We start from the raw sequence: 6,322 nt of genomic DNA on the forward strand, positions 1-6,322 counted from the left end.
TACTTATTGGTTCAACAATTCAGTTATGGAAAAAATGCGAAAGCATCAAGGCTTTTCAGCTTTCTCAACACCCCATGCACAGAACTCGCATAAAATTTATTATTTTTTTCAATTGCTTTAACCATCTCACGTCACTGCTTCCTACATACATATCAGGAGGCGATAAAAATGAAAATTTACTCGATCGAACAAGTACTGGATGTAGGTCTATTAACACAATGGGAAGCTCAACATTTTTCCGAAGGTCTTTCATCCATGATTAGCGATTCCAAGCGTCTAGTTGGCTTTACTTTGATCTCTGGCCAGCGGTGGGATGTCTTTAAAATTACTGATCCCATTTTAGATTTTATTTGTATCTCCATGGAAACGCGATTAAAACTTATTGAGAAAGTTTCAAATTGACTTGATAAACTCATGTATGACTTTGAAGACTTTTTAGTATGAATTTGCGCCCTAAATAGAGACTGTCGATTCAAGAGAAGAGAAAGCGTAGATCAAATAAATGGTTGCTTTGGCCCTTTCCGGGCTTTTATTTTTTTGCGAAAAGGAACATGTGTTCCCATTTCGCGTGACAGGAAGCTGCGGATCAGTGCTTCCATGTCGCCAATCGCAGACTTGCCGAATGTAATCAGCTCCGGTGCCTGTGCGATCAAAGCTTTAACCGCGTCCCTTTTACCACTGGCAGCGATTTCCGCCGTGAAAGCTCCTTTAGCTTTAGCATCCGCAACCACACAATGCGCATAATGCCGTGATAGAAGACTTCGATAATATGCTGAGTCATGCGAATATCTACTTGATGTTTTAAGTATTCGTAGGGAACGGAGTATTACATTTTTTCTACAGATATGTGATAATCATAGGGTACGGTAGCTGTTCTCCAAGTGGCTAACTCGTATGGGGAAGCAGCGCAAAGTTCACTTCCTCCGCAAAAGCGGATTGTGTGCTCCCATTTTTCTTTTGAAATGGTTTTTGATTGTATTCAACTAATTTTTCTTTAATGGCTTCATTGAGTTGAATGGAAAAGTACTGACCATTTCTTAGTGCGGCAATAATCCAAGTTGATATGATTTTTACGGTTCCTTCGACATTTGGCTTATCTTTGGGATGAAAGGCTTTTGTAAATGGTAATCTTATAAATTTACCATCCATTTCAATCGCCAACATTTGCCGCTTAGGATTTATTGAAGCAATACAACTTCCTTCGTACTTATCACCTCCCCCTTTTTCAAGTTGTTTCTTCTCTAATTCGATAAAGTGCTCATTTAATACCATATATAAAACATATAAAACTCCCGAAAATACATCACCCAAATATTCTTTTCTAACAAATTTAATTAGTACTATTCCATCTGGAAGACCGTTCCGGCCCAAAACTCCTTCTTTTCCTTGTTCCATCTTCTTTGTCACGCTCAAGTCTTGCATATCTATTTTTAACTCTCTTGATCTCACGATAACCCCTCCGATATGGTAAAATAAGGTAGTTTAAAAAAGTAAGGAGAACATAAATGTCCCCCAAACATCTATTCAAGAATGAATCTTTATCAGGAAAAATATTTATTATTATCTCGCTAAGCATAATCATTTTAATTGTCATAACACTCTTGTTTGGTATTTTCTTTTTTGGCTTTATAGGGCTATTTAATTTGTTAGGTATTCACTATGACAATCTATTTGCTCTGTTTATTTTCACGCTACTTTTTATTTTTTTCTCATTATTTGCAGACATTTTTGAAAAGGTTGTTCGTATCATTTTAAAAAATCCATTGTTTGGACAAAAACAGATTCTAAAATATATCATTTTGTTCTTTTCTTATAGTGCAATTAATTTAGCTGTCATTAACGTGCTTGATTATTGCATGCAGTCGATTTTAATAAATTTCATCACTCAAGTGATTGTATCAATGCTGCTTGCACTATTAGATATTGTTACAGATTGATAATACCGTTAAGCACGGTCCTTTAATTATTTCATTTCACCTTCCGACACCGCTTGTCCCTTTCTTTGAGCAATTATTCCATTCAGCTCGTTTATCCTGTTCTCAATGCGATCCAACAAGCACTTTGCTTGTCCATTGATATGTTTAAGCTCCTGATATTTTTTACTCATACCTTAAAACTGCCGCGCGCTTCTGGTCGAGATTCACAAACTTCCCACATCCTTGATAAAAGCCATGTCCACCGTTTTTCCATTGTTACATCCAAAATCTAAAATACAGAACTAGGACACATCAACCAAAGGGGTGAAACCAACGGAAGATAGAGCGCTAAAACGGATCATGGATCGCTTATGGATGACCTCTTGAGTCAAGTTATTGACCATCAGGTAAAAGCGAACCAAAAACTGGACGAATTGAAAATGATCACGAAGACCCAGTATCAGCGGTTCACCAACGGGCTTACCAAAAAGCACAAAAAAAGAACCGTGCAGTCGACCCACTCGATCTTCTGCACGGCCATGAATAAAGCGGTTGAATTGGAAATGCTGCCGTTCAATAAGTTTCAAAACGTGTCAATCACAAAGAAAGATGACGTTGTGAAAACCAATTATCTGACGAAAGATGAAGTCAGCATCTTTATGGATGCGGCAGCTGCATCTCCTTTTCACCATTTTATCATGGTCCCCCTGCTTTTACGAACAGGAATGCGGAAAGGTGAAATGCTTGCCCTCACATGGGATGACATCGACCTGGTTCATAAGCGAATTAAGATTACGAAATCACGTGATAAGAGCAGCTGCCACCCGCCTAAGACCGCGTCCAGTATCCGGACGATTGCCATTGACGATACGCTCATCGATCAATTGAAGCAATATCAGACTTGGCAGAAGAAGGAACGTCTCAAACACAAGATATGCTTTGACTCTGAATATATGCTTACTATTCCGAACGGTCGTGAGATGGGCGAATATGGTGTGAACAAGGTCATCAATATGATTCTTGCTAAGACAAGCCTTCACCACATCACACCTCACGGACTGCGTCACACACACGCGATCATGTTACTCGAGAGCGGGGCAGATATCAAGTCTGTGAGTGATCGTTTGGGCCACGCCAATGTCACGATGACCGCGAATGTTTATGTTCATTTTACCCAGAACCTTGAGAACGAAATGGTCTCTAACTTGGACGCTTATCTGGGCAAATAAAATTTACATGGGCAAATTATGGGCAAACGGTTCACATGGGTGCTGAAAACCCCTTTACTGCACGCGTTTAAACATCTTTTCCATTTCGTAGGGCGTTAAATATGATGACTTTTTGCAAATTCATATTCTTTAAAAAGCCTGCGATATCAATGTTTTTCCTCAATCACTCATCATGCCATTTCACCTAAATTCAAATTGATGGGGGCAAAATGGGGGCAAGGTTCGACGGAGACGGTGTGAATGCCAACCGTTCAAAAAACACTGCTGTATCAAGGATTTTGGAAAACGCGCGCAAAATCGGCGCAAATTACATTCGTTTTTCGTAACATATCGTTGAACATTAATTTTGAGTGTTATTACATGAAAGCCTCCATTTGCTTATTATTTTTTAATCTAAGTCAGTTTCATTCAATCAAACATGACTAAAATACTTTTATTTATTATCATCATATCCGTCTAATTTTTGGTATTATGTTCTTGTATAATATATCAATTCTGTTTGATTGAATGGAGATTGAATATGACTGATTCTGATGCATCTAAAATAATTGAAGTTCCGACACCAACACTAACAAAAAAGGTGAATGGCCCCGATCAAACTGCAAATGTCCTTTGTCATTTCAGTAAAAAGTTGAAATATCTTGTCGACACATTGAAACATCAAGCATTTATACCGCGTTATAATAATGAAATTATTGATTATCTAAACATTGAGGAGTTAAAAGAAGTTTCCTTCCCTATGACCTGCTTCTGTGATATTAAATTTACGAAACTAAAGTCTCATGTACACTTTTATGGTAATTATGGTATTGCATTAAGAAAAGAATGGGGATTATCTAACAACATTCAGCCCATACAGTATATTAATCCATGTTCGCAATTAATGAAAGACTTTTCCATCGCGATGAATTATGCATTATCTTCCACCGATAAAGACAATATGGATAAGTTAATTGAACCTGTTTATAAGAATTATCTACTCGATCATTTATTATTTATGAAACCTTTGAGAGGAACAATGGTTGTTGACAATGAGACAATAGATAAAAATTTCCATGATGAAAATGAGTGGAGATATGTTCCAAAAATAGATAATTCTACAACACATTTACCCCTATTAATACCAACAGACTTGATAAACAAAGTCCCTGCTATTAATGCGTATTCAGATGGTATCCGCAAATCAAAAAAATTATGGCTGGAATTTCATGATAACGATATTAAATACATTTTTGTAAAAAATATAGAGGATAGAGATAAGCTTATAAAGCATATTAGTCAAAGAAATCATGAATCTATAAAAAATCAGATATTGATTTCAAAAATATTAGTTTACGAAGAATTAATGGAGGATTGGTAAATATGTTTACCGACTTTGATGATGCGTTCCAAAAAATGCATCAAAGAACCAGCGAAATCGAAATACCAAATGAAATCATTAAAACAATTAGTGATGAATTGCCTGATAACTTAATGTATAAGCAAGTCGCAAATAAACCTATAGTTCATTTAGTTACTAAAAATACGAAATCGCCTATGCAAGTTAGTGTATCAATTCAGATTACTGATGATATGAAAAACATAAGCAGTGAAAACGTGCCAGAATATTTATATAGAAACCAAAAAGCTATTGAAATTGATAGTGATCAAACAATAATAGTCAATGGACATAAGTTAAAGGTGTCATCATTCATTAAACAACCTTTCGATCCTTCTTTTAAAACACCGTTAATTTTAGCGCCAGAACCTTTCCCTGAACCACATCAAGTTAAGCTCAGTTCATCAGATAAAAATAATAATGTAAATGTAAAACTTTCTTTCCAAAGAGTACCATTCAATAGTCTTAATAAAATCAAGATTGAATCAATTGATGATTATCCTTTTAAAGTTATATGGGTTATTTCAGAAAGAAACAACTCTGCAACAATTAAATTTAAAATAAACTTAGAAAAAGCAAAAAGTGTCCTCGATATTGTTAACACTCGAAATTTATATCATGCATTTCTAAATGGTACTATTCTTTTTTCAGGGAATAAAATTACTGCTGAGCATAAAAAAGTTGAAGGTGATATTTCTCTAGAAAAGTTAATGGAATTTTGGTCTAAAGCTTACCTAGTTAGTAAAGAACTTAATCTTGAGTTCGACCCACATAAAATGGTATCACAGAACGATGCCTACTTAATTGAAGCCATTTATCGTTCTCTCATAGAAAAAAAACCCTTTAGAGAAAATGCTGAGATGAATTCAATAAATTTCAACAACTTAAAAGGAACAACTAAGAATGATTTATTATCAGCAGATGATCTCTGTATTAGCTTTAATCAAACCGACGAGCTAGATATATTAGAGCAAAAGTTCAAACTTAACAAAGTGGTGTTTTGGTATCATATTAATATTTCTGGTTTCAAAAAAAATGAAAAGGGAGAAACTGTTTATTTAATAAAAAACATTAGAGGAAAAGCCATGTATTCTTCAAATATGTATATTAAGGATCCCAGTAACTCTTCACCATCACAATTTTTTAAGAATAGAAAAATACAAGACAAGTTTATAAAAGCAACCGAAATTGATATAGAAAAACTTTAAGTTGATTTGTTAAATATTGTTGTATACCATTAATTTCTATGTACCCCGGCATCTGCCGGGCTTTTTACATTATGTCAAAACTTAATTTTTTGTCCTGGATAAATCTTGTTTGGATTCTTGATCCCGTTCTTCTTCACAAGCGATGCTGTTGTTGTACCATGTTGCGCAGCGATCTCGCTTAGAGTATCTCCAGGCTTTACTGTATACGAATCTTTCTTTGCTGATGTCTTATCAAGCACTTTTTTCATTTTCAATTTCTGTCCTGGGAAAATCAAATCTGATTTAAGCCCATTCCATCGTTTAATGTCATGATAATCAATGCCATAATGAGCACCAATCTCAGACAATGTATCCCCTGATTTCACAACATACAGATCCGGAGCAGACTGTTTTTTCTTTTTTACTTTTGATAATTGCTGTGGCTTGGCTGACTTCTTGACGGCCACTGCTCCCCAATCTCCAGCACAACCTTTTACTTCGTTGTAATCGACCGAAACGCCTGAATGTATATTGCCATCGCAAAAGCCCAGTTATGCCATGTTTTTGGGACACTTAGGACATAAACGAGGGACATGTGTGCCATGCGAGGGA

General features: G+C 35.7%; 8 protein-coding genes. 5 read left to right on the forward strand and 3 right to left on the reverse strand.

Annotated elements, in window-relative coordinates:
- Positions 1 to 168: 168 nt before the first annotated feature.
- Positions 169 to 402, forward strand: a complete 234-nt coding sequence (locus AA84_RS0113950; protein WP_028977713.1) for a hypothetical protein — start codon at positions 169 to 171, stop codon at positions 400 to 402.
- Positions 403 to 494: 92 nt separating this feature from the next.
- On the opposite strand, the gene AA84_RS19095 is transcribed toward AA84_RS0113950, so the two are convergent.
- Together AA84_RS19095 and AA84_RS19250 are read right to left on the reverse strand one after the other, a co-directional pair.
- Entirely contained in the window at positions 495 to 731 is a 237-nt protein-coding gene (locus AA84_RS19095) for a hypothetical protein (protein WP_028977714.1), read from the reverse strand.
- Between the two features lie 154 nt (positions 732 to 885).
- Complete coding sequence (locus tag AA84_RS19250; RefSeq protein ID WP_028977715.1) at positions 886 to 1,449, reverse strand: hypothetical protein; 564 nt, start codon at positions 1,447 to 1,449, stop codon at positions 886 to 888.
- 56 nt (positions 1,450 to 1,505) lie between these two features.
- Here AA84_RS19250 and AA84_RS0113965 point away from each other — a divergent pair, with 56 nt between their 5' ends.
- From AA84_RS0113965 to AA84_RS0113990, 4 genes are all read left to right on the forward strand, one after another.
- Positions 1,506 to 1,937 (forward strand): YrvL family regulatory protein, encoded by a 432-nt coding sequence (locus tag AA84_RS0113965; RefSeq protein WP_028977716.1) that lies wholly within the window; start codon positions 1,506 to 1,508, stop codon positions 1,935 to 1,937.
- A 362-nt stretch (positions 1,938 to 2,299) separates the two neighbouring features.
- Positions 2,300 to 3,145 (forward strand): tyrosine-type recombinase/integrase, encoded by an 846-nt coding sequence (locus tag AA84_RS18005; protein ID WP_236628095.1) that lies wholly within the window; start codon positions 2,300 to 2,302, stop codon positions 3,143 to 3,145.
- A gap of 520 nt (positions 3,146 to 3,665) precedes the next feature.
- On the forward strand, positions 3,666 to 4,505 hold the full coding sequence (locus AA84_RS0113985; RefSeq protein WP_028977718.1) for an abortive infection system antitoxin AbiGi family protein: 840 nt from the start codon (positions 3,666 to 3,668) through the stop codon (positions 4,503 to 4,505).
- A 2-nt stretch (positions 4,506 to 4,507) separates the two neighbouring features.
- Complete coding sequence (locus AA84_RS0113990; RefSeq protein WP_028977719.1) at positions 4,508 to 5,731, forward strand: abortive infection system toxin AbiGii family protein; 1,224 nt, start codon at positions 4,508 to 4,510, stop codon at positions 5,729 to 5,731.
- 74 nt (positions 5,732 to 5,805) lie between these two features.
- Here the strand turns inward: AA84_RS0113990 and AA84_RS18010 are convergent, their stop codons facing one another.
- Positions 5,806 to 6,177: a LysM peptidoglycan-binding domain-containing protein gene (locus AA84_RS18010; RefSeq protein WP_051578055.1), complete on the reverse strand. Its 372-nt coding sequence runs from the start codon at positions 6,175 to 6,177 to the stop codon at positions 5,806 to 5,808.
- Positions 6,178 to 6,322 lie beyond the last annotated feature (145 nt).

It is taken from the genome of Sporolactobacillus terrae DSM 11697 (assembly GCF_000648615.1).
In the GTDB taxonomy this organism is placed as follows: Bacteria; Bacillota; Bacilli; order Bacillales; family Sporolactobacillaceae; genus Sporolactobacillus; species Sporolactobacillus terrae.

What these genes read in the sequence shown, in the direction of transcription:
- AA84_RS0113950 (WP_028977713.1), top strand. Translation starts at nt 169, where the DNA reads ATGAAAATTTACTCGATCGAACAAGTACTGGATGTAGGTCTATTAACA.
- AA84_RS0113965 (WP_028977716.1), top strand. Translation starts at nt 1,506, where the DNA reads ATGTCCCCCAAACATCTATTCAAGAATGAATCTTTATCAGGAAAAATA.
- AA84_RS0113985 (WP_028977718.1), top strand. Translation starts at nt 3,666, where the DNA reads ATGACTGATTCTGATGCATCTAAAATAATTGAAGTTCCGACACCAACA.
- AA84_RS0113990 (WP_028977719.1), top strand. Translation starts at nt 4,508, where the DNA reads ATGTTTACCGACTTTGATGATGCGTTCCAAAAAATGCATCAAAGAACC.